The sequence below is a fragment of the Mesorhizobium sp. M0293 genome (genome assembly GCF_040321735.1).
Classification (GTDB): Bacteria; Pseudomonadota; Alphaproteobacteria; order Rhizobiales; family Rhizobiaceae; genus Mesorhizobium.
On record NZ_JAMYSA010000043.1, the window covers coordinates 26,803 to 48,291 of the forward strand.

Annotated in this window: 21 protein-coding genes and 1 pseudogene; 8 read left to right on the forward strand and 14 right to left on the reverse strand. The window is 60.2% G+C overall.

Going from position 1 to position 21,489, the window contains the following annotated elements; genetic code table 11:
- Nucleotides 1-189 precede the first annotated feature (189 nt).
- From NKJ06_RS17785 to NKJ06_RS17805, 5 genes and pseudogenes are all read left to right on the forward strand, one after another.
- Nucleotides 190-336, forward strand: a pseudogene (locus tag NKJ06_RS17785) (DUF4236 domain-containing protein); the annotation flags it as partial.
- Nucleotides 337-447: 111 nt separating this feature from the next.
- On the forward strand, nucleotides 448-1,305 hold the full coding sequence (locus tag NKJ06_RS17790; RefSeq protein ID WP_352810328.1) for a hypothetical protein: 858 nt from the start codon (nucleotides 448-450) through the stop codon (nucleotides 1,303-1,305).
- Nucleotides 1,277-1,945, forward strand: a complete 669-nt coding sequence (locus NKJ06_RS17795; RefSeq protein ID WP_352810314.1) for a hypothetical protein — start codon at nucleotides 1,277-1,279, stop codon at nucleotides 1,943-1,945. Before NKJ06_RS17790 ends, NKJ06_RS17795 begins: the two co-directional genes overlap by 29 nt.
- Nucleotides 1,942-3,915 carry a hypothetical protein gene (locus tag NKJ06_RS17800; protein WP_352810315.1) on the forward strand — a complete coding sequence of 658 codons (1,974 nt, stop codon included), beginning with the start codon at nucleotides 1,942-1,944 and terminating at the stop codon, nucleotides 3,913-3,915. Before NKJ06_RS17795 ends, NKJ06_RS17800 begins: the two co-directional genes overlap by 4 nt.
- A 12-nt stretch (nucleotides 3,916-3,927) precedes the next feature.
- Entirely contained in the window at nucleotides 3,928-5,847 is a 1,920-nt protein-coding gene (locus NKJ06_RS17805; protein WP_352810317.1) for a hypothetical protein, read from the forward strand.
- 117 nt (nucleotides 5,848-5,964) lie between these two features.
- On the opposite strand, the gene NKJ06_RS17810 is transcribed toward NKJ06_RS17805, so the two are convergent.
- Both NKJ06_RS17810 and NKJ06_RS17815 read right to left on the reverse strand, forming a co-directional pair.
- Nucleotides 5,965-6,495 (reverse strand): hypothetical protein, encoded by a 531-nt coding sequence (locus NKJ06_RS17810; protein ID WP_352810318.1) that lies wholly within the window; start codon nucleotides 6,493-6,495, stop codon nucleotides 5,965-5,967.
- 33 nt (nucleotides 6,496-6,528) lie between these two features.
- Nucleotides 6,529-6,993, reverse strand: coding sequence for a Ros/MucR family transcriptional regulator (locus tag NKJ06_RS17815; RefSeq protein ID WP_352810319.1), 465 nt, complete (start codon nucleotides 6,991-6,993; stop codon nucleotides 6,529-6,531).
- A 182-nt stretch (nucleotides 6,994-7,175) separates the two neighbouring features.
- On the opposite strand from NKJ06_RS17815, the gene NKJ06_RS17820 reads away from it, so the two are divergent.
- Nucleotides 7,176-7,652 carry a hypothetical protein gene (locus NKJ06_RS17820; RefSeq protein WP_352810321.1) on the forward strand — a complete coding sequence of 159 codons (477 nt, stop codon included), beginning with the start codon at nucleotides 7,176-7,178 and terminating at the stop codon, nucleotides 7,650-7,652.
- A 151-nt stretch (nucleotides 7,653-7,803) separates the two neighbouring features.
- Here the strand turns inward: NKJ06_RS17820 and NKJ06_RS17825 are convergent, their stop codons facing one another.
- The 8 genes from NKJ06_RS17825 to NKJ06_RS17860 form a co-directional block, all read right to left on the reverse strand.
- The gene (locus tag NKJ06_RS17825; RefSeq protein ID WP_352810322.1) at nucleotides 7,804-8,526 is read right to left on the reverse strand and encodes a type I phosphoribosyltransferase; all 723 of its coding nucleotides are present in this window, start codon (nucleotides 8,524-8,526) and stop codon (nucleotides 7,804-7,806) included.
- Nucleotides 8,523-9,377 carry a hypothetical protein gene (locus tag NKJ06_RS17830; protein ID WP_352810323.1) on the reverse strand — a complete coding sequence of 285 codons (855 nt, stop codon included), beginning with the start codon at nucleotides 9,375-9,377 and terminating at the stop codon, nucleotides 8,523-8,525. The genes NKJ06_RS17825 and NKJ06_RS17830 overlap by 4 nt, the downstream gene beginning before the upstream one ends.
- Nucleotides 9,378-9,659: 282 nt before the next feature.
- Entirely contained in the window at nucleotides 9,660-13,436 is a 3,777-nt protein-coding gene (locus NKJ06_RS17835) for a vitamin B12-dependent ribonucleotide reductase (RefSeq protein WP_352629049.1), read from the reverse strand.
- Nucleotides 13,437-14,097: 661 nt separating this feature from the next.
- On the reverse strand, nucleotides 14,098-14,409 hold the full coding sequence (locus NKJ06_RS17840) for a PilZ domain-containing protein (protein WP_352629047.1): 312 nt from the start codon (nucleotides 14,407-14,409) through the stop codon (nucleotides 14,098-14,100).
- Between the two features lie 92 nt (nucleotides 14,410-14,501).
- A complete protein-coding gene (locus NKJ06_RS17845; RefSeq protein ID WP_352629045.1) occupies nucleotides 14,502-14,990 on the reverse strand; it encodes an NUDIX hydrolase in 489 nt (162 codons plus the stop codon).
- A 211-nt stretch (nucleotides 14,991-15,201) separates the two neighbouring features.
- The gene (gpt, locus tag NKJ06_RS17850; protein WP_352629043.1) at nucleotides 15,202-15,702 is read right to left on the reverse strand and encodes a xanthine phosphoribosyltransferase; all 501 of its coding nucleotides are present in this window, start codon (nucleotides 15,700-15,702) and stop codon (nucleotides 15,202-15,204) included.
- Between the two features lie 234 nt (nucleotides 15,703-15,936).
- Nucleotides 15,937-16,770 (reverse strand): universal stress protein, encoded by an 834-nt coding sequence (locus tag NKJ06_RS17855; protein WP_352810324.1) that lies wholly within the window; start codon nucleotides 16,768-16,770, stop codon nucleotides 15,937-15,939.
- A gap of 81 nt (nucleotides 16,771-16,851) precedes the next feature.
- Nucleotides 16,852-17,595, reverse strand: a complete 744-nt coding sequence (locus NKJ06_RS17860) for a competence/damage-inducible protein A (RefSeq protein WP_352629039.1) — start codon at nucleotides 17,593-17,595, stop codon at nucleotides 16,852-16,854.
- A gap of 220 nt (nucleotides 17,596-17,815) precedes the next feature.
- On the opposite strand from NKJ06_RS17860, the gene NKJ06_RS17865 reads away from it, so the two are divergent.
- Both NKJ06_RS17865 and NKJ06_RS17870 read left to right on the forward strand, forming a co-directional pair.
- Nucleotides 17,816-18,829, forward strand: a complete 1,014-nt coding sequence (locus NKJ06_RS17865; RefSeq protein WP_352629037.1) for an alpha/beta fold hydrolase — start codon at nucleotides 17,816-17,818, stop codon at nucleotides 18,827-18,829.
- 56 nt (nucleotides 18,830-18,885) lie between these two features.
- Nucleotides 18,886-19,170, forward strand: a complete 285-nt coding sequence (locus NKJ06_RS17870; protein WP_352629036.1) for a hypothetical protein — start codon at nucleotides 18,886-18,888, stop codon at nucleotides 19,168-19,170.
- A gap of 100 nt (nucleotides 19,171-19,270) precedes the next feature.
- On the opposite strand, the gene NKJ06_RS17875 is transcribed toward NKJ06_RS17870, so the two are convergent.
- The 4 genes from NKJ06_RS17875 to NKJ06_RS17890 form a co-directional block, all read right to left on the reverse strand.
- A complete protein-coding gene (locus NKJ06_RS17875) occupies nucleotides 19,271-19,510 on the reverse strand; it encodes a DUF2188 domain-containing protein (protein WP_352629034.1) in 240 nt (79 codons plus the stop codon).
- Nucleotides 19,511-19,539: 29 nt separating this feature from the next.
- Nucleotides 19,540-19,818, reverse strand: coding sequence for a DUF982 domain-containing protein (locus NKJ06_RS17880; protein WP_352629032.1), 279 nt, complete (start codon nucleotides 19,816-19,818; stop codon nucleotides 19,540-19,542).
- Between the two features lie 116 nt (nucleotides 19,819-19,934).
- Nucleotides 19,935-20,252, reverse strand: a complete 318-nt coding sequence (locus NKJ06_RS17885; protein WP_352629030.1) for an SH3 domain-containing protein — start codon at nucleotides 20,250-20,252, stop codon at nucleotides 19,935-19,937.
- 108 nt (nucleotides 20,253-20,360) lie between these two features.
- Entirely contained in the window at nucleotides 20,361-21,464 is a 1,104-nt protein-coding gene (locus tag NKJ06_RS17890) for an NADH:flavin oxidoreductase/NADH oxidase (protein ID WP_352629028.1), read from the reverse strand.
- Between the last annotated feature and the right edge of the window lie 25 nt (nucleotides 21,465-21,489).

The window sequence follows — 21,489 nt, forward strand, 5'->3', positions numbered from 1 at the left end:
GGTCTGGAGAAAATTCCGCGCTGGCCCACAGCACCCCTGGGTGGACTTGGGAGAAAAATTGGAGAACAACAAAAATCGGATGTAGCCATATAGTCGATCCGGGAGATTTCAGAGAAATATCAGTTGAAGGATCTTTGGCTAAACAGTTAGAAGTCAAAGTTATTAGGAACGAGTGCCGGGGGGCGTATCGTGGGATTCCATATTCGAAAATCGGTTTCAGTCGGACCGTTCCGTTTCAATTTGTCGAAATCCGGAATCGGAGCGTCAGTAGGCATACCGGGACTCAGGGTCGGAAGCGGACCTCGCGGCAACTACATCCATGCTGGAAGAAATGGCTTCTACTACCGAGCCACTTTGCCTTCGGTTCGGCCTGTTCGAAAGTCAGTTCCGGTTTCCATGAGCAGCCTACCGGGGCGGACTCCACGCCATCACCACGATGAAGTCGCGATGCATGAGATCGAGAGCGGTTCCGTACTCGATATGGTTCCGGAGTCAGCGGCGTCCCTCCTAGCCGAAATTAACGGCAAACATTCCAGAATCCGTCTAAGTATGGCTGCCTTCATAATCGGAGCGTTGGTTGTCGCGGTTTTGCTCCTGGCAAGTCTCAAATCCATTGCTGCGGGTGGTGTTGTTCTCACCGTGATTGCCATGATTGTCGGCTCTTACTTGGACAAAATCCGGCGTTCGGTTGTCCTTCTATACGACTTTGAACCCGACGTTTTGGAGCGATATCTAGGGTTTGTTGCGTCGTTTGAACGCCTGATCGGAACAGATTCTATATGGCACGTCGCAGCCGAGGGAAACGATCGCAATTGGAAGCGCAACGGCGGCGCGACGCGGATCCAAAATCGCAGCAACATCCGGCTGGCTCTCTCCAGCCCGGGCGTCGTGAAGTCGAACATCGACGTTCCATCTATCCCTGTAGGAAAGCAGGTGCTTCACTTCTTCCCTGATCGGATTCTGGTCGTGGACAATGCAAAGGTTGGCGCGGTCGAATACGGTGAGCTTCAATTGGATGTCCAGAGCACAAGGTTCGTTGAAGACGGACGGGTTCCATCCGATGCGAGGGTGGTGGGGCATACGTGGCTACACCCCAACCGGAATGGGGGGCCGGACAGGCGCTTCAGGGACAACAGGCAGATTCCGATCTGCGCTTATGATGAAGGCCATTTTTCGAGCCGCAGCGGCCTGAACGAACTGGTTCAGATCAGCGCCGAAGGTCGATTGGCGCCATTCGCAGCAGAATTGCGGCGGCTCGTTTCGTCGAGGGGGGAGCATGCAGGAAGAACAAGCCGGTCCGACTGATCCTCGCGAAGAAGTCGGCCACGCGTTCAGAGACGCGTTGCGGCTGCTGTTCATTCTCGTGCGCGGCAGCATTCCAATGGAGACGCCACAGGACGGCTGGGACCGAGTTTTTCTCGGCGAGAAGCGCGCACTCGCGATCGACTTCTGGCTGCGCTACCCCGACTACCTAGCCGAGCAGTTACTGGACCTGCACAAGTCCACCAGAGACGGTACGCTGTTCGACGCAGCTGCCGAAATTTTGCGGGAGGAAGAGCCTGACCTCCGTTTGGTGAAGATGGTTCGTTGGCGTCGCGGCGCCTACGACGACCTACAGACGTCGCTTGCAATACTGGGTTTCCGCGGCCTCGCGAAGTCGATGAGGCGCAAGCTGCCGAACGGCGGCTACATGTACGAATATCTTACAGGTCCACTGGCCCGGAACTTCCTCGCAGAGGCGCTGTCGCAGCAGCCTGGCCTGGCCTGGTATGAGCGCCAAACCGCTCTGGCACTCAAGGTCGCCCAGAACAAGAGCGGAACCGCGCTGAAGGACATCCACTACGCCGAGGAGGAGTATGCCGGCACGCCGTTCGGTGAGGCGATCCCCTCCATTAAGGAACGCGTGCTGCGCAGGATCGCTGGCACTACGGGAGCGAAAGCATGAGCGAGGACAACCTGCCGACCGGAACGGCGCAATGGCTTGGAAGGATCGGGGAAGACGCGGGCGCGACTGCTGAGGCCGTCTCCAACGTGCTTGAGGAGTTCGGTGTTCGGGCGCAGCCTATCCTGCCGCGGGCGCGCACGGTCACCGCTACATCGATAAGGATCGAAGGCCAAAAGAAGACACTTCGATCGGAGGACAGATTCCTGTTCGAGTGGTCCGGATTGGGCCCGGGCCTATGGGCGTTGCTTTCAGAGGGGAACTCGAAAGGCAAGTCGAGCATCCTGCTGTTGGTCCGTGCCGCGCTCCAGGGCAGATTCCCAGGCCGAATAAAGAAAGACATCTGGAGTTGGATCGATTCCGCCAGCGTCGGATTCAGCATCGACGACGTGCAGTACGAGGTTCGCATCCTCAAGGAAGTAGGCGAGACGGATGAAAAGCAGGGCAAGGCGTTGCTTATGCGTAGGGACGGGACTGCCGAGGTTGCACTCTACTCGGGTTCCGCAGGTGAGGGGCTCACTGGTGCTGTGGCGGACCTCTTCATGGAAGAACTCGGATTCGAACGGTTCCATGCGTACAAGTCCGCGAGCGGGTCAGTCGTAGAGCATGGATGGCCAGCCATGTCAGCGGCCCTTTTCATCACGGGTCCCAGCAAGGCGATTTTCGGCGAGAACATGGAGGACGGCCTTCCTCTGAGACTCATCCAGATGTTCATTGGACTTCCCTGGGTCTCGACCTACACGGCCTTGGCGAGCGCGCTCAAACGGACCAAGGACGTATCCGACAGGAAGCGGCGAGCATCGACGGCCGAGAAATCCCGAATCGCCGCGCGCCTCAAAGAACTAACTGATCTGCTGGCGAAGAAGAAAGGCGAGGCGGCGAAGCTGCCGGACAGGTCCGGGTTGAGGCTCGACCTCGACCGCCTCGATGGCGAAGTCGCCACCGCCCAGGCAGCCGTCACAGGGACGAGAAACAGTCTCGAACAGCTGCGCACTCGCGCGATGAATGCCGCAGCTGTCCATACCGAGACGAGAAGATTGCTGCAGCAAGCCAAGGACGAGGCGGCGGCTGGCTATGTGTTCAGAAAGCTTAGGCCTGTCTGCTGCCCCGCGTGCGAGAGCGGCTTCCAGCCCGGTAGGTTCGAGGCAGTCGAAGCCGAAGCCTGTGGCCTCTGCGGGAGCAGCGAGGTGCATGGTGACGATGACGATGCGGCAAATCTGACCGCGATGGAGACAGCGGCGAAGGATGCCGACGCAGCGTGGAAATCTGCCTCAGCAGCGATGGCGAAGGGGGAGAAGTCACTTACAGACGCAGAGGCAATTCGGGAAAAGGCATTGCGTCTTCTAAAGGAGACGGAACGTCAGCTGTCGAAGGAGGACGTTTCGAGCCAGTTGGCACTCGATATCGCGGTCATCGAGGGCCGTCTGGAGGAACTTCAGCGGGAGGGCGATGACCAGGAAACGATCAGCGATGCCGATTTAGCTACCCAACGGATCCTAGAGGCCGCGACCGACCTTACCAAACGAATGATGGAGGACATGCAGGCTGCAATCATGAAAGACGTCGAAGGCGAAACCTTCAAGCTCGCCGAAAAATTCGGAGTGGCAAACCTCGAGACGCTTTCCTTCAAACCCCACCGCATGGATATCCGCCAGGGAGGCACGGACAATACGTTTGGCGGCCTGAACGTGGGTGAGAATCTTCGCATGCGGCTGGCCGCTTCCCTGGCCACACTGAAGGTCGCTCAGGCCCGCGGGTTCGGCCGTCATCCAGGAATGCTGGTGCTGGATTCCCCCGCCGCGCCAGAAATGAGCGCCAAGGACTTCTCCCAGCTCGTCCGCGCCGTAGGCGAAGTGGTGGCGGAAATGCCGGGAGTCCAGGTCATCGTGGGCGCGGTCAAACGACCCGAACTCGACGCCGTGGTGGATTTCAGTCACCGTAGGGAAGCTATCGGGAGTGCCGAGCTTTTCTAGGATAGAATGGACATGGATGAACTTGCCCGTCGCTTCGTGGATGCCTGCCGCCGCGGCGAGCCGCTAGACCTACGCAGCCTGTCGGCCGATGCGCTTTCACGTGCCGCTGCGGACATAGTAGACATGCCGGAAGCGGTAGAGTTCTTCCAGGCGCTTGGAAGAGCAGGAACGGGTGACGGCGCGTCAGCTGCCGCAGACCTGGTCGCTCATACGGCCGATCCCGGAGTCATGGCCGAAACGGTAAGGCTGCTACCGACAGTCCCGCTCAGTGACAGATTCGCGCGGTCCCTTCTGAGGGCTTTCATCGCCCAGTCTGCCGATAGATCCCGTTATTCTGGCACGAGATCTCACGCCCTGCTTGGCGCGATGTTTGTCGCTCAAGGCCGCCCGGCGCTGCTTCGCGCCCTGCAGTCTCACTTGCTTGATGTGACCGCAGATGACGAGGGCGATTACTTGCGCCATGTCGCGCGGATCCAGGGCGTAGTCCTCGCCCATGTATCCGATGCCGATCTCTACAGGCAGCTGGAATTGCTTCTCGATGTCCCGGAAGCCGAGGACGAGGCGTTGGTTGCGCTGGGACTGCTTCATATCGCAGACGCACTCGGTGACGGCAACCGCGAAACAGCGATCTCGTCCCTGTCAAAGGCGAGCCAGCGAATGAAGCAGGCGATGGCTGCGGCAGAAGTGAGATACGATGCCGCGCTTTACTCATCCTGCCTCGACGTGCTCCTGGATTTCCAACAGGGGAACCACAGCCAGGGACTTCAGGATCGGCTCGCGTCGATTAGGACGTCCGCTTTCGAGTACATGGCGATCCTGATGCCGTCGAACCGTCGGATCGATCGGACTAGCTGGTTGGGCTCGTCCATCATGGAAGGCATTTTTTGGTCAGAGCTAGGCGCGCGGCTCGCCGCGCTAGACTTGAGCCTGCTGAAAAAAGCCTGGCTTGATGCCGCTCGGGTCATCGAAGACGAGCTTGCGCGCGTGTTCTGCGCGAGCAAGCTGATCCTGAAGAGGTCTGCTGACGGTGGCGTGGAAGCAGTGGTCCGGCCGCGGATCGTCGCAGCGATGCGGGAAGAGCGCTCGCGCCTCGCTTGTCTTGACCAGTGGCTCGAGGATAATCCCCAAGAGGGCTCTGCTGCCGCGATTGCGGGGATGAGGACACAAATCCAACATGCAATGGAGGCAAGTCTCCGGCGAAACCCTATTGAGGCGGTGGCCGCCGCAGCGACCGCCGCCGAAATCCTGTCGGAAGATCACGTTCCACTCGCACTGAGAGGGCAGGCGGCCAAGGTTCTAGCGGCTTCCATGTCGGCGGACTTTCTCCTTTATACCGATCCGGTCACGATCAGAATCCTTGAGGTCCTGCATTCGAAGCTGTTCGGAAATCCAGACTATCAGGGAGCCGCAGCCGGGTTCTTCCTGCTTATCCTGTACTATACGCTGCTTTTCGTGTCGTCTCGGGAAAACCAGACACCCGCAGCGGTGTCCGGCGTCGATTACCTCTTCAACCTCAGCCGCAAGGAGCCTCCCGTCGAAAGCGACCTCCACCGCGACTATTTCGGATTCCTGCAGGGCACGCCACTGAAGGAATGCGCACAGCGCGAAGTTCCGGGCATAGCGCACGGGCGGGCGGATGTTCACTTCCAGCAGGCAGGAGTGAAAACCGTCGCCGAGCTGAAGAAGACCCACACCCATCTGACCCTCGCACAATTGGTCGACGAGTTTGGCCTTCAGACGGTTTCCTATCAGCGGACAAGCGTAAGGTTCTGCGCTCTGATGGTCCTTGATCTGGTTGATCGAGGTGGAGGCAGCGATCACATCGAGAACTTGGTCGACGTCATCCGTAAACGGCCGCCGTCAGGGCAGGCCGATTACTCAGTTGCCGTGTTCCGAGTCCAAGGGAGGAAACAGTCGCCATCTTCTCTTTGAGGTTTGATGTAAAGCTATGCTGCTTGACGCATCGTGCATCAGCGACATCAGGCAGCTGAAGCCATGGAAGCGGCCGTAGATGGCGATGCCGGCGGCTGCTTCGGCTTGATCGTTGTTCTAGAGTCCGCTGTCTGGTTGTTCGATCGGGGTGTAGATCAGTACGAAATTATGGAAGCCGCTGTCGCAAACGTCCCACGAGAAATGCACCCGGTTTCCTCGGTCCGCGTCGTTCCATGTCTTGGCTGAATACTTGCAGTCACCTTGGGAGCCATCGTTCTTCTCGGCTGGCGCTCCGTATTGATTCGAAAGTCGGCCTCCGATGAGCGAAGCGGTTTCGCCATCGGCAATCTCAAGGTAGACACCGCTTAACTTGTTGTCGGCAAAGTATAGCCAGACCGGGGCCTTGAATTCCGGAGCGGCGTAGATGCCATTCAGAAGCGCGGCGCCGCGGATTAGCGGGATAGCATGCCCAGCTTGGTCCTCCGGCGTCGATTGGCTCAATGCGATCTTGCTCGATTTCAAAACCTCGTCTGGCGACTGCCCCCATCTGGTGAATTGCCAATCGGCGCGAGCCACCGTCACGGGAAGGAGGGCGGCTAGCGCAAAACTGCGGAAAGCTGCGGCAAATAAGCGTGAAGCCCTTTCCATCGATGTCCTCTCTCAGTCGCCTCAAATCTCAAGCTATTGGCGAGCCTTCTGCCGTGCCGACTTTTTTGCAGCCTTGGCAGGGCCCTTCCGACCAAGACCCATAGACTTGGCTAATTCCGACCGCGAAGCCGAATAGTTCGGCGCTACCATAGGGTAGTCCGCCCGTAATCCCCACTTCTCGCGGTATTCATCCGGAGTCAGTCCGTAGTGGACGCCGAGATGACGCTTCAGGGATTTGAATTTCTTTCCGTCCTCGAGGCAAATAATGTAGTCAGGAAACACTGATCTCTTCGGATTGACTGCTGGATCTTGGGCCGGCTTCTCGGGTTCTATCGGCTGGCCAATTTTCGAAAGTGACGAATTCACGATGGAAATCAGTTCCGGCATAGAAGCCACCGGTACCGCGTTCTTACTGACGTAGGCGGAAACGATGTCGGCGGTCAGTTCGATCAGATTGAAAGTCTCGTCGGCCAAAGCAAATTCTCCTTTTTCAAGCATCCGTCTTCCTAACTTCCCGATGTGGTGCAATCAACGATAGAAGCGTACGTTAATACTCATTTGCTCGAGCGCGTTTCGGGCACTTCGGACGCGACACGGGAGGTAACGGCAGGGATGCGGATAGCTTGGCGCAATCCTCGACCTAGTAGCTCGACTGCCCAAGAGGTTACACGGAGCAGCCAGTGAAAGCGAAGTATGCCCACCAGGACGCCGCGGAGATGTACAGCATCTTGAGAACGGCGAACTGCATCAAGCGCTACGACAGCATTAGTCATCAGCTCCTTGCGGAGCTAGTTGTGGCCATTGCTACCGACGGAGAAGTGGTTGGAGGCAACAATCGCGGAAGCGATGTCATCTCGCCGTTATCCGGAAAGATCGAGGTAAAGTCGCGCATGCTTGGCACGGATGGACCTTTTCCCCGAATATCGCTCAAGCCACACAATCTCGAGAAAGCCGACTGGATTGCGGCCGTACGCTGGACCAGGGATTTTGAGTTCTACGATGATGTAGCCTTGCCAAGGGCCGTGGCTCAAGGTTTGTTCGCCGGTCGCCTGGCGGAAGGCAGAGCAACGCACGTGGCCTGGCAAAGCTGGATCGCCGCATCCGGAGCTGAAAGCCTTGCCGACCGGGTTCACGCTGCACTTGAATCGCTCTCATAGGAATTCAGCGGGTTCGGGAAATGTTTTCCCGCCCGCAGTTCGTCTTACCTGATGGCCTGCATGGCTGGCAGTGACCGAAATGGAGCCGAGAGACTTCCCGCGCCGACAAACCGTTTTCGACATGGGATACGATTTGTATGTGCTTCAGATTCTACAACGAAGGCTGATCGCTAGGCTTTCGACGGCTGACAATCCGGTCCGCGACCAGCGCAGGCATATAAAAGTTTTTGTCATCCTGGCTGTCAAACCCCATCCGCTGATAGACACTGCCGCCGATACCTGGGATGACGTTACCATTCTCATCCGCTTGCGCATCTACGGCTAGAATCCAGTACTCAAACTTGTCTCCAACCGAAGCAGGAAACTCAGCCTCGAGCCGCTTCCGCGCGCCCTTGAGCATCACTGGCGATGCGACGTGGATACGCCCCGGATCTGTCTCGTCAAGCATTCTCAGAAGGCTTGTCCGGATGGTGCACGAACTAGAAACGATGCTCTTCAGAACTACGAAGTGGTCGACGTGTGGGGGGATGGGGTCCATGTACTCCTGAATGATATTAGCGACTTCCTCGCGATACGGGACCTTTAACGTCTTACGGTCCATCCACAAGCAAGTTAGTCGGACATCCGCGCCCGCCTTAGCCAGGACCTCGATAAATCCGCTTCCCAATGAGTCGACGTCCTCCACCCCAGCGACGACCAAAACGACTTTGCCCTTCAGGTCGACAGATTGTGACATCCGGTTCGCGAGGCAGTCGCCTAGGTGCTGCAACGCGTCTCGGTAGGCTGCGGGCGGAGTGCTCGCTTCCATCAGCGCTGCAAGCGGCTCGAGGACGTCGTTCGTAGCTACGCCGAGATATCGCCTGCGACTCGTCATGGCGTGTCCTTTGTCAGTACGAAGAACTCAAGGAAATCCGATGGCGGAGAAAGTTGCAATCGATTCTCGAAATCATTCCACCGTTCAGTGCCGCATTGATAAGGAACTCGCCCGCGCAAATCGGGAAAGTCATAGATGAAGGTCCTCGAACGGATACGGTAATTGAAGTCGGGTAACTGATCCAGAATGATGCGAATGCCCTCCCGAAGCAGAAATTCCGGCTCGAGAGTTCGAATGGCTCCCGATGAGAATTCGCTTGCGCGCTGTAGAATCTGGGCAAGCGTTGCATTGCGACCTAGGTCTTCCCAAGCTGCGAGGATGTGACGGCGACTGTCCCTTCTCGCGTTGCTGGTGTCAAAAGGCTCCAGAATCTTGCCTATCGTTTCATCGTAGTCCCGAAAGGGGGTCTCGAAATGAACCACATCTACATCGGCTAGATCATCTGGGCGACTTTCGGCTAGCCGAGTGGCAACGTCAGCTTTGGAAACAACGATCTCGATGGCCCCTTCTAGCCTGGCTGCCTCGTTGAACGCGCGCTGCGAGCGGCAATCGTCGGCCAGACCCGCCCAGCTCTGGCTCTGCTTGTCCTTCAGTTGCGAAAAGATCGAACGGTCAGGATGGTGGACGAGAAAGTCATCGATGAAACAGAGCGCCTGCGCTTGTAAGCGAAATTCTGTCCCGTCGTCCGCCGACAGAAGACATTCCACAGCTAGTTGAACGATACGCGCTAGGGCGTATTCGCGTTCGTAGGCAGATCCTTTGTCGGCACTGTCTCCCCCGCGACGCTTCCTCTCGACTGCCTGCCGAGCCTCCGCGCCAAGCAAAGTCTCAATCTGATCGAGGGTCAACATCTCAATGAATAATTTCTGATCAGGATAGCCGCACGGCGCCAATCAGCGGATTCGGCTCCGCATACCACATCATGGCATCCAAATGAGAAGGCCCAGTCGATGTACCTGGGCCTTCTTGTTCGGAATAGGGCTTTGCGTCGTTGTCAGAGTGAACGCACTCCCTCCGCAATCGGCCGCCTCTCACTTGCTGGCTTTATGAGAAGCGGCCGATTAGCCGCTCCAAGTACACAACATTGGCTTTCAGGTACCCAACTTTGAGTGTGGCACCAGTGGCATCGGCTCTCAGCTGCACCCGCTCGTCGAGCCGCACGTATCGCACTTCTCACAAGTCCCGTTGCGTACCATGGTAAAGTTCTGGCACTCGGAGCAGGAATTGCCGGTGTAGCCTTGAAGCAGCGACTTGGCGCGACGGTCGTTGGCGAGTTTTTTTGCTTCGGCCGCCTCAACGGCCGCGGCGTCGGTGAACAAGCCTGCCGTGGCGTCCGAAGCAGCCGCTTCCTCGAAAGCGATGTCCTCGGCCAGTTCCTTTGCCCGCTCCTCATAGTCGCGCTTGTAGGCGACCGCTTCGTCGCTGGCCGGTTTCAGCGCCAGCACGTTGGAACCGGAGAAGGCTGTCGGCACTGAGCGGGCAGGGGCGCCCGAGGGTGCTGCAAAGCCTTTCGGATCATTGCCGCTGACGCGCGACACCAGCTTCACCGGCGAAGCGCCACGGGTCAGGCCCTTGGAGACCGCATCCGTCTTGCCTTCGCTGATGCCGCGGCCAAGTGCGGTGTTGGAAAAGTCCGACTGGTCGACATGGGCGAGGTCGTTGCGGCCGAGATAGGAGATCGCCAGTTCGCGGAACACGTAGTCGAGGATCGACGTCGCGCTCTTGATGGCGTCGTTGCCTTGCACCATGCCGGCCGGCTCGAATTTGGTGAAGGTGAAGGCGTGCACATATTCGTCGAGCGGCACGCCATATTGCAGGCCCAGCGAAATGGCGATGGCGAAGTTGTTGAGAAGGCCACGCAGTGTCGCGCCTTCCTTGTTCATGTCGATGAAGATCTCGCCGAGACGGCCATCGTCATATTCACCGGTGCGCAGGAAGATGGTGTTGCCACCGATCTTGGCCTTCTGCGTGTAGCCCTTGCGGCGGCCGGGCAGCTTTTCCTGCTCGCGCGACACGCGTTCGATGATGCGCTCGACAATCCGTTCGGTGATCTGCGCCGCGCGCGCCGCCGCCGGTGCGGCGATCAGCTGCTCGAGGGCTTCTTCCTCATCGTCCTCGCCATCGGCGAGCAGCGAGGAGTTGAGCGGCTGCGAGAGCTTCGAGCCGTCGCGATAGAGCGCGTTGGCCTTCAGCGCCAGCTTCCACGACAGCATATAGGCGCCCTTGGCGTCTTCCACCGTCGCATCGTTGGGCATGTTGATGGTCTTGGAGATAGCGCCGGAGATGAAGGGCTGCGCTGCCGCCATCATCTGGATGTGGCTGTTGATCGACAGCGAGCGCTTGCCGATCTTGCCGCATGGGCTGGCGCAGTCGAACACAGCCAGGTGTTCGGGCTTGAGGAAGGGCGCGCCTTCCAGCGTCATCGCACCGCAGACATGGATGTTGGCGGCCTCGATGTCCTTCCTGGAGAAGCCGAGCGCCGGCAGGATCTCGAACGAGAAATCGTTGAGCTGCTCGTCGGTGAACCCGAACGTCTCCTTCACCCAGTCCGCGCCGAGCGTCCACTGGTTGAAGACGAACTTGATGTCGAAGGCCGACTTCAAGGCTGCGTTGAGCGCCACGATCTTCTCGTCGGTGAAACCCTTGGCCTTGAGCGCGCCGGGGTTGATGGCCGGCGCTTGGTTGAGGTTGCCGTGGCCGACCGCATAGGCCTCCATCTCGCCGATCTGGGCTTCGGAGTAGCCGAGCGTGCGCAGCGCTTCCGGCACGGCGCGGTTGATGATCTTGAAATAGCCGCCGCCGGCCAGCTTCTTGAACTTCACCAGGGCGAAGTCGGGCTCGATGCCGGTGGTGTCGCAATCCATGACCAGACCGATCGTGCCGGTCGGCGCGATGACGGTCGCCTGCGCATTGCGGTAGCCATGCTCCTCGCCAAGCTCGATGGCGCGGTCCCAAGCGGCCTTGGCGTGGGTGGCAAGCTCCTGCTGCTTCAGGTCGGAAGCGACCAGCGGCACCGGGTTGACGGCGAGCTTCTCATAGCCCTGCTTCTCGCCATAGGCGGCGCGGCGGTGGTTGCGCATGACGCGCAGCATGTTCTGCGCATTGCGGTCGTAGTCGGCGAAGGCGCCGAGCTCGCCGGCCATCTCGGCCGAGGTGGCATAGGCCATGCCGGTCATGATGGCGGTGAGTGCGGCGCAGATCGCGCGGCCTTCGTCGGAATCGTAGGGTATGCCTGAGGTCATCAGCAGGCCGCCGATGTTGGCGTAGCCGAGGCCAAGCGTGCGGTATTCGTAGGACTGCTTGGCGATCTCCTTCGACGGGAACTGCGCCATCATGACGGAGATTTCCAGCACGATGGTCCACAGCCGCACAGTGTGCTCGTAAGCGGCGATGTCGATCGTGCCGTCGGCGTTGCGGTAGGGCAGCAGATTGATCGAGGCGAGGTTGCAGGCCGTGTCGTCGAGGAACATGTATTCCGAGCACGGGTTGGACGCCCGGATCGCACCGGCGGAAGCGCAGGTATGCCAATCGTTCATCGTCGTGTTGAAATGCAGGCCCGGATCGGCCGAAGCCCAGGCGGCATAGCCGATCTTTTCCCAGAGATCCCTGGCCTTCAGCGTCTTCAGCACCTTGCCGTCCTTGCGGGCGGTCAGGTGCCAGTCGGCATCGTCCTCGACGGCGCGCAGGAAATTGTCTTTCAGCGACACCGAATTGTTGGAGTTCTGGCCCGAGACCGTGAGGTAGGCATCCGAATCCCAGTCGGTGTCGTAAGTCTTGAACGACATCTGGGAGTAGCCCTGCTTGGCGAACTGGATGACGCGGTAGATGTAGTTCTCCGGCACGGCGGACTTCTTGGCCGCCTTGATCTCGCGCTTCAGCGCGGAGTTGATCGACGGGTCGAAGCAATCGTCATCATGGCCTTCGCAATTGACGCAGGCCTTCATGATCGCTTCGAGATGCTTCTTGACGATCTTGGAGCCGGTCACCAGCGAGGCGACCTTCTGCTCTTCATTGACCTTCCAGTCGATGAATTCCTCGATATCGGGGTGGTCGGCGTCAACGATGACCATTTTCGCGGCGCGACGCGTCGTGCCGCCCGACTTGATGGCGCCCGCCGCGCGGTCGCCGATCTTGAGGAAGCTCATCAAGCCGGACGAGCGGCCGCCGCCCGACAGCTTTTCACCTTCGCCGCGCAGCAGCGAGAAGTTGGAACCGGTGCCGGAGCCGTATTTGAACAGGCGCGCTTCACGCACCCAAAGGTCCATGATGCCGCCCTCGTTGACGAGGTCGTCCTGCACGCCCTGGATGAAGCAGGCATGCGGCTGCGGATGCTCGTAGGAGGACTTCGACTTGGTCAGCTTGCCGGTGAACGGGTCGACATAGAAGTGGCCCTGGCTCGGGCCGTCGATGCCATAGGCCCAGTGCAGGCCGGTGTTGAACCATTGCGGCGAGTTCGGCGCCACGCGCTGGGTGGCCAGCATATAGGCAAGCTCATCACGGAAGGCGCGTGCGTCTTCCTCCGACGACTTGAAGTAGCCGCCCTTCCAGCCCCAATAGGTCCAGGTGCCGGCCAGCCGGTCGAAGACCTGGCGGGCGTCGATCTCGGAGCCGTAGCGCTCGGCTTCCGGCAGCTTGGCGAGTTCGGCCTCGTCGGCGACGGAGCGCCACAGGAAGGAGGGGACGTCGTTCTCCTCGATCTTCTTCAGGCGCGCGGGAACACCGGCCTTGCGGAAATACTTCTGCGCCAGGATGTCGGCGGCAACCTGGGAGAACTGCGCCGGAACATCGATGTTGTCCAAGCGGAACACCACCGAACCATCCGGATTCTTGATCTCCGAAAGCGCCTTGCGGAATTCGATCTCCGCATAGGCAGATTGTCCTGGCTTGGTGAAACGACGCTCGATGCGCATTGGTCCGGTCCCTTTTGTCTATATATAGCGCTTTCGTCAGGGGATTTCTGCCCCAATGCGAAACACGCATGTCCGCCGTCTGCCGGCGTTCAAAAACGGCCGGCTTCTCCATTTCGCAGTCTTCGCCGGCCCTGCTGGTCAAAACTCCTTGCGAAGCGACTGTCCAACGCGCCGATGAACCCACGGGTCCCTCAAAACTGATTTTTTCCGATTCCCTCACTTGAGGGAAATTCACACTATCTAGCGTCGAGCCTACCTGCAAACACTAAATATAGTGTTAACAGACAATTTATTCAAGCCCGACAATTGTCCCAATCGTCCCCAATCGCCCCACAATTCCAACGCTTCCGCCGGCCTCGTAAACGGGCGGAAATGCGAGCAAAAACGCACATAATCCAGGAAAAAGACCGGGCTCAGAACTTTCCGGTCGCACTCTCAACAGAAGCGCATGGCCTATAAAAGGCGACTCGTTTTGCGCCGTCAAGGATTCGTTTGCGTAGCTTTTGTGACCCCAACATCTTGTGTGTCACATATGTGGATAACGGGGATAGAATTCGGCGCGGCGATCGCGATTTGCCGCCAGGGGCAACGGGGCTGTGGCAAGGCCAAGTTATTGCGAGGAGGACCGAGGCGCAAGCTTGCCACCCAAGCCCCGGCAGGATCAGCCGTAATGCAGCCGGGGTTTTGGCTCGGTGCCGGTGAACTGCACGCCAAGGCGGTCATTGCGCCGCCAGCGAACCTCGCATCGATAGGCAATGCCATCGAGCGGCACATAGAGAAGGAAGCGATCGGGAACCCGGGCTTCGAGCGGTACCTTCAGTTCGGCGCCACCTTCGTGCTGATTGCGCAGTGTGCAACCGACTTCCGAATTCGAAATTCCGGTGATGATCGACCCGCCCTTGAGCACACGCGGACGATGCTCGCGCTGGGGCTCGCCGGGTTCGTTCGGAATTGGACTTGCAGGGTTCGCCATCGATGAAAATACCAGAGCTGCCGAACCGTACCCGTGATTCCTTAGCAAAGCATTCACGTTGAGGCGCGCCGCCGCGGCCGTTCAATGCCCCTTCAGGGGAAGCTGTGCGGATCGGCACAGAAATAGGCGATGATCTGGCAAAGGTCGGGTTCGTTGATCATGCGCACCGCTTCGCTGGAACTGACCCATTTGCGGGTGCGGGAGTGTTTTTCCTTCCAGCGGTCGGCGACCTTGTCGACGTGCAGCGGGAACACCAGAACCTCGCACGGCACTTCTTCGCCGGAAGCCAGCACCTTGGCGTAGAAGTAACGGCCGGCTTCGAGATGAGAGACACTCCCGCGCAGTCCGGCTTCTTCGCCGGCCTCGCGCGCCGCGGCCTCGCAGAGCGGCTCCCTGGCCTCGGGCCAGCCCTTGGGAATAACCCAACGCCCGGTATCGCGGCTGGTGATCAGCATGATCTCGACACCGTTCCCGGTATCGCGCCAGGGCAAGGCGGCAACCTGCAGGCGGCACGGCGCCGTGCCGAAGAGCCGTCGGACCCTTTCGGCCAGATGATTGTGCGTCGTTGGCCTCGTTAACATCGAAGAAGCTAGCCCCAGCCTCCGGAATCGTTTGCCGTCTCACGAATCTTACGGCTAATTGTCAGCAATAAAAGTAAAAAATTTCATTCGTCACGCCGATTTCCGCCAGTAGACGTCGATTTCGCAAAATATCTGGCCTGTCGGGCCCATTTGCGAAAGCAAACAATGCCCGGTGCAAGTTGCTGATCTGTAACAGGCAGGTTGTTGCGAATCAGCCGGCGTGGTCGTCGGCGATCGGCTTCTGGTAGGTGAAGCCCATGTCCCATGGGAAATAGATCCAGGTGTCCTGGCTGACTTCGGTGACGAAAGTATCGACCAGTGGCCGCCCTTTCGGCTTGGCGTAGACGGTGGCGAAATGCGCCTTCGGCATCATCGCGCGCACGATGGCCGCCGTCTTGCCGGTGTCGGTCAGGTCGTCGATGATCAGCACGCCGACGCCGTCATCGACCAGCAGGGTGGGTGTAATCTCTTTGAGAACCTGCATCTGCCCTTGGCTGGTGTAGTCGTGATAGGAGGCGACACAGACCGTCTCGATGACCCGGATGCCGAGTTCGCGCGAGATGATCGCCGCTGGGACCAGCCCGCCGCGTGTGATGCAGACGATCGCTTTCCACTGCCCCTTGTTGGCGCCGGCAAGCCGCCAGGCGAGCGCGCGGGCATCACGATGGAACTGGTCCCAGGAGACCGGAAAGGCTTTTTCGGGAAGGGACATGTCGCGCACTCCGCAGCACGCGGGGATCGCGCGCAAGAAAACAGGGGAATGCGCGCGGAATTAGCTGGAAAGCCCCCTTCTTGGCAAGAGCAGGGGCTTGGCAAGAGCAGGCCTGAGCAATCGCTGTGGACTTCAAGTGCGTCGCGTCGAAACGAATTCATGCGATGCGCTTCAAGTCTCTGTTGCCATGCATGTCGTTTTCTCAAGCCCGGAGCCACTTATGAGTGACATGCGTCAGCGCGACAGGAAGGCTGCCACCGGCGCGGTGCGCAGCACACTGCGCGTCACGCCGCCGAACAGAAGCTGGCGCAGCCATGAGTGGCTGTAGGCGCCGAGCACCAGCAGATCGGCGCCGGTCTCCGCGATCCTGGTCTGGATGATGTCATCGATCGAATTGCCGCCCGACTGCTGCACCGAGACGCTGACGTTGGCGCCGTGGCGCGACAGCGCGGCCGCGATTTCGGCGCCGGCGGCCTCCGGGCTGTCGTCGAGCGTTTCAGGCGGGTCGATGACCAATATGTCGGTTTTCTCGGCTTCGATGATGAAGGGCAGCGCGTCGACGGCGGCGCGCGCCGCCTCCTTGCTGCCGTTCCACGCGAGCAGCACATGTTTGAAGGTGGTGACCAGCGGACCCGCATGCGGCACCACCAGCACCGGCCGGCCCGCATCATAGACCAGCGTGTCGACATCCGCGCTCGGGTCACCGCCCGTCTCGCGCTGCGCCGCTATGATCAGATCGGCGGCGCGCACGCTCGAAATCCCGGTCAGCGCACTGTCACCCGAAAAGCTCTCCAGGCTTCGCCACTCGAAGGACAGGCCGGAATCCTCGATGCGTCTGAGGAAAGTCGCCTGCAGTTTTTCGGCACGCTCCCGGTTCATGTCGGCCGAAACCTGCAGGAATTCAGTGTCCGGAAAACCCGTGGCCGAAGTGTAGGGCACCGGAAGCGTTTCGGCATGGATACCGGTCAGATGGCTCTGGAACCGGGTGGCGAGAGGAATGGCGCAGTCGAGCACGCGCTCCGCGTCCTGCTCGTTCTGCAGAATGGCGACGATGGTTTTGAATCGCATGATAATCCCTCAGTTTACGAGCTACCGAACTCGCACCGAGGAAACGTTGCAGCGTCGTGCTTGGTTCCGGTGTGGACCAGATCAGCCGGGATTGCTGGCGAACCCGGCCACCATGGCCTCGACATCGGCACGTGCGGCATCCAGCGCCTCCTGGCTGCGGGCACGCACGACCAGTTCGGTCCAGAATTTGCCATCGCCATATTTCGGGTAGGAGCCGATGATCGTGTCCGGATGCGCTTTCTGGATGTCGCCCAGCGGCCCGCCGATAAGGCCTTCGCCGAATGGGCAGGGCACGGTCGCCGACAGCATTTTCGTGCCGGCCTTCAGCGTCGGTACGACGTTGTCGAGCATGGCCTGGAAGATCGACGGCACACCGGCCATGACATGGACGTTGCCGATGCGGAAGCCGGGCGCAACCGACACCGGATTGTCGATGAGATCGGCGCCGCGCGGCATCCGCGCCATGCGCTTGCGGGCCTCTGTGTATTCGATGCCGCGCGCGGCGTAGCTTGCCTCCAGCATCGCGTAGGCCTTGGCATCGTATTCGCAAGGCACGCCGAAAGCCTTGGAAATGGAATCGGCCGTGATGTCGTCATGCGTCGGTCCAATGCCGCCGGTGCTGAACACATAAGTGTAGCGGGCGCGCACCGCATTCACCGCGGCAATGATCTCGTCTTCCTCGTCCGGCACGATGCGCACCTCCTTCAGGTCGATGCCGATCGCCGTCATGATATCGGCGAGATGGCCGATGTTCTTGTCCTTGGTTCGGCCGGACAGAATCTCATCGCCGATGACGAGCATGGCGGCTGTTACGATTTCAGGCATGGAAGGCTCCGGCATGACGGTGGCCTGAGATAGCGCGGCGCGGCGGCGGCGGCAATGCCGCCGGAACGGTGAACACTCCCAGATATCCATTGAATGCCCGGCGGGCTGCCGCGTCAGCGCAAATCGACCTGTCGACGGGTCCCTGGGCCACAGTTTCGATGCAAGGTTGCAGCGGCGCCGGATGCGGCTAAGCTCAACCAGACTCTGGTCCGGGTGAACAATGCTGTTGTCGATTCTGTCGTGGCTGCTGGCCGTGCTGTTGTTGCTGGCAGTCCTTGTCATCGCCTGTCTGGTGCTGGCGACGCTGTGGATCGCCGCCAAGGCCGAAAGGCTGGTGCCGCCGGTCGGAAAATTCATCGAGATCGACGGCAACCGCATCCATTATGTCGATCAGGGTGAAGGGCGGCCGATCGTCTTCGTGCACGGGCTTGGTGCCCAACTCCATCATTTCGGGCACACTCTGTTTGGACGGTTCGGCCCGGGCTACCGGTTGATCGCGCTTGATCGACCAGGGTCGGGCTATTCGGTGCGGGCGCGCGGCGCTACGGGCCGGCTGCCCGAACAGGCTGAGATCGTACGCCGCTTCATCGAAGCCCTGGGGCTGGAAAGGCCGCTGGTGGTCGGTCACTCGCTGGGCGGCGCCGTCGCGCTGACCCTGGCCGTGGAGCACCCCGAGGCGATTTCCGGCATCGCGCTCTTGGCGCCATTGACCCATCTGGAAGCCGGCATGCGCGAAAAGTCCGGCTTGCTCAATATCCCCTCGCGCCTGCGGCGCTGGATCACGGCTTACACCATGGCGATACCGACAAGTCTCCGATATGCGCGGCCGACGATGGAATTCATCTTCGCGCCGCAGGCTTTTCCTGCCGATTACATGGTCGACGCAGGTGGATGGCTCGGGCTGAGGCCAGCCCATTTCTACGCCACGTCGTCGGATGTCGTGGCAGTCGAACAGGATCTCGGCCGCATCGAGCAGCGTTATGGCGAGATCGCCATGCCGGCCGGCATTCTCTTCGGAACGGCCGACCGCGTTGTCGATATCCGTACCCACGGCGAGCCAATGCAGAGCGAAATCGAAACACTTGATTTCGAATCTGTCGACGGTCTCGGCCACATGCCGCAATTCAATGAGCCCGAACGGAGCATTACCTTCATCAAACGCATTGCGGCGCGTGCGTTTTCCGAGCCGACATCAAACCGGCTTCACAACAATTTCAAGGAACCATTCGGCTGATTGCCGGGTTTTGCCCGCGTCGCACCCAAGACGACGAAGATATGGAGTAATTCAAAATGTACACAAAACTTCTCGCAGCATCCGTCCTGACGATCGGCCTCGCCACATCGGCGATGGCGCAGTCGTCGGACAGCACATATTCCAGCCGTCACAACTGGTGGCTGTTCGGTAATGAAGACCAGACGACTGTCGATCCCAACACCACCGGTAGCATCAATGCAGACGGCTCCGGGTTGAACACCATGGGCAACACCGGCGGGATTGGACCATGTGCCCATAACACGCCCGGTCCGGACGCCAATGCCGGGCAGAACGTCAACGATCAGTACTGCGGCAAATAAGGCCACGCGGGCGGTTGCTGGCTGCGGAGCGTTTCCTCTCCGGACGTCTGCGGCTGGCGCCCCGCTCTATACCGCCAAAAATTAACTGGAGATCCCAGGCTTACTCGGAAACCTCTGTTTGCGGCCGATCCCGGCCGTCTGCGAGTTCTTCATGCCATTTGCCTTCGGCGTCCTCGTACTGAATGCCGTCCGTGGCTCCGGCGACCTGCTGCTCGGCCGAAGCGATTTCGGCGGCGCGCAATGCGTCCTCATGCGTGGGAAACGTCTCCGAGAAGGTTGCTCCGACCTTGTAGGCCCAGCCGCCGTCATGCTCGACGATTTTGTAAGTCAGCTTCGCCATGAAAACCTCCAGTTGAAAGGCCCGCCTGCTCAATGCAGCCGGTCGTCGGGCAGTTTGTCGTCGGGCACCAGCACTTCCGATTCCTTGGCGGCTTCAATCAGCGCCCGGCGCGCATCCGCTGTCGAACGATAACCTTCCAGCACTTTGAGGCAAGTGTCGAGGGCATCACGATGACGCGGGCCGCGATTGAGCGGCCACACGGTCATCAGGCATTCCGCGGCCTCCTGGGCGCTGCGGATATGGCGATATTTGCCGACATGGCCAAGTTCGACAACCACCGGCACTTCAAAAGGTTTGTTATCCATCATGGCCGCAACGCAAAGCAGCCGATTTGGTTGCAAACGTGGCCTTCAGCCTGCGCCCAAACGTCTCAGAGCCTGTTTGGAGGCTGCCATCTGACCGGGAACGGCTCGAAAACAGCCGCTCAGTAACCGCAGTCGTTGCGCAGCCAGCGGGCGTTTGCCCAGCCGGTCCGGCCGCCGATTTCGACCTGATACCAGTTGCCGCGCCGGTCGAAGATCTCGGTATGATCGCCATTGAACAATTGGCCGATCATCCGCGACGACGAGTTCGGCCGTGTCCGCACGGCGAGAAAGCCGCTGCCGGTCGCCAGATTGTAGCGGCCGGACAGGCCGTGCACCGTGCCCTCGCAATATTGTGCACCGGCCGGCGTCGATGTGCCGATCCAAAGTCCGGCCACGACGGTTAGCGCTGCAACCGGCAAGAATGCCCTCAATGGCATGACTTCCTCCCAAGCCCGGCCGCGCCCGCCGCAGCCTCACCCAACGTAGCAGTTTGTGGCGAGAATTGAAGCGGGGCAAACTGTGCCGGTGTCAGGAGAACGGGCTGATCAGCCCGCCGCCTTCATCCAGTGCTGCATCGTGGTCACCGAACGGGCAAGCTGTGGCGCCGGGTGGATTGTCTCGCTGAACGTCGCCGCCGCACGCCATCCCCAGCGCGGATCGGCCAGGAAGGCGCGCGCCAGCGCCACCATGTCGGCGCGGCCCTCAGTGAGGATCGCTTCGGCCTGCTTCGGGTCATCGATCAGGCCGACCGCGCGGGTCGGAATGCCTGCACCCTTGCGCACGGCCTCCGCCAGATGCACCTGGTAGCCGGGGCCGGTGGGCAATTTCTGCAACGGCGAATTACCGCCGCTCGAGCAGCAGAGATAGGCGACGCCCAAATCCTTGAGTGCCTTCGCGACTTCGATCGCGTCCTCGACGTCGAAGCCGCCATCGACCCAATCCTTCACCGACAGCCGCGCGCCGAGCATCAGCTTTGGCGTTGCCTTGCGCACCGCCTTGGCGATCTCGACGACAAGGCGCATGCGGTTCTCCAGCGAGCCGCCCCAGCGATCGGTGCGCTGGTTGGACAATGGCGACAGGAACTGGAAGATCAGATAACCATGCGCGGCGTGCAGTTCGAGGAAGTCGAAGCCCGCGCGTTCGGCCCGCCTTGCCGCCTCGGCGAAGCGTTCGATGAGCTGCAGGATCTCTTTCTCCTCCAGCGCCCGCGGCACGTTCCAGCCGGTGTCGTAGGCAATGGCCGAGGCCGACACGGTCTGCCAGGGGTCCTCATCTGGCTGCAGCGGTCCGCCGCCCTCCCACGGCTTGCGGTTCGAGGCTTTGCGGCCGGCATGGGCCAGTTGCGTGCCAAATTTCGTGCCCGGAGCGGCGACGCGTCTTGCCGCATCCAGCGCCCGGCGGGCGGCGGCCTCATTGTCTTCGGAATAAAGGCCGAGGCAGCCATGCGTGATGCGCCCGCGGCGCTCGACATCGGTCATCTCGACCGTGACCATGCCGGCGCCGGACATGGCAAGGTTCATCCAATGGTAGAGGTGCCAGTCGCTGGCCGAGCCGTCTTCGGCCGAATACTGGCACATCGGTGCGACAGCGATACGATTGGGGAAGGTGAGGCCGTCGAGGGTGATCGGCTGGAAAAGCGATGCGGTCATGAGAAACTCCGGGGAGGGTTAGCAG